Annotated in this window: 1 protein-coding gene; it reads left to right on the top strand. The window is 69.7% G+C overall.

Features of this window, described 5'->3' with window-relative positions; genetic code table 11:
• The coding region (locus ABZY11_RS44530) for a condensation domain-containing protein (protein WP_356484625.1) at positions 1-1,367 on the top strand (1,367 nt) is incomplete at both ends.

The following is a 1,367-nucleotide window of genomic DNA, read 5'->3' as shown; positions in this document are numbered from 1 at the left end:
CGCGGCTACCGGATCGAACTCGGCGAGATCGAAGCAGCCCTCAACACCCACCCCCACATCCACACCACCGCCGTCACCACCCGCGAGGACACACCCGGGGACAAGCGTCTGGTCGCTTACATCGTGCCTGTCCCGGGACACGACCCCGACGCGTCCGAACTCCGCACTCACCTGCAGCGGCAACTGCCGGACTACATGGTCCCCAGCACCTACGTCCCCCTCGACCAACTGCCCCTGACACCCAACGGAAAGGTCGACACCAAGGCCCTTCCCGCGCCCGGCCACCTCCGCCCCGAACTCGCCACCACCTACACCGCACCCCGGACGGACACCGAGCGCACCCTTGCCGCGATCTGGTCCGAGATCCTCGGCGTCGACACCGTCGGCATCCACGACAACTTCTTCGAACTGGGCGGACATTCACTGCTCGCGACACAGGTGACGTCGCGTCTGCGGCAGCGGCTCGGGTTGGACGTCCCGGTGCGTGCCCTCTTCACCTCGCCCACCCCGGCCACACTGGCCGGGGTCGTGCGAGAGCTGGGGACGGCCGACGAGGCGCCGCTGGTACCGCTCGACCGCGGCAGCGGTTCACTGCCCCTGTCGTTCGCGCAGCAGCGGCTTTGGTTCCTGGACCAGTTGACGCCGGGCAGCGCCGAATACCTCGTGCCGTTCGGCCTGCGGGTGCGCGGCACGCTCGACGCCGGTGCACTGGGTGCGGCGTTCACCGGTCTCGTGACCCGGCACGAGGTGCTGCGGACCCGGTTCGTCACGGACGAATCAGGCCGTCCCGCGCAGATCGTGGACGCACCATGGTCGGTCACTCCGGTGGAGCACGACGTCCGGACCGTCCCGACGGCCGACCGGGAGCGGGCCGCACTGGAGATCACGGCGGCCGAGGCGCGGCGACCGTTCGAGCTGGACGGCGGGCGGCTTCTGCGGGTTGACGTGGTGCGCATCGCTGACGACGACCAGTACGTGCTGATCACGCTGCACCACATCGTCTCGGACGGCTGGTCCTCCGGGATCCTGGCCCGCGAACTGCGCGAGTTGTACATGGCTGCCGTCGCCGGATGTGTGGCGTCGCTGCCCGAACTGCCCGTGCAGTACGCGGATTTCGCCGCCTGGCAGCGGGAGCAGCTCAGCGGGGATTTCCTGGAGAGGCAGTTGGCGTACTGGCGCGAGCGTCTCGCAGGGGTACCGGCCCTGGAGCTGCCGACCGACCACGGCCGGCCCGCCGAACGGGAGGGTGCCGAGGGCGACACCGTGTACTTTTCGGTGCCGTCGGAGGTGACGGAGGCGCTGCGGGCGACGGCGAGCGGGCAGGGCGCGAGCCTGTTCATGGCGCTGCTGTCCCTTTTCCAGATCGT

Origin of the sequence: Streptomyces sp. NPDC006510 (assembly GCF_040611955.1) — a bacterium.
In the GTDB taxonomy this organism is placed as follows: domain Bacteria; phylum Actinomycetota; class Actinomycetes; order Streptomycetales; family Streptomycetaceae; genus Streptomyces.
Note: the sequence above shows the minus strand (reverse complement) of the source record. Positions and strands in the feature narration are given on the sequence as shown.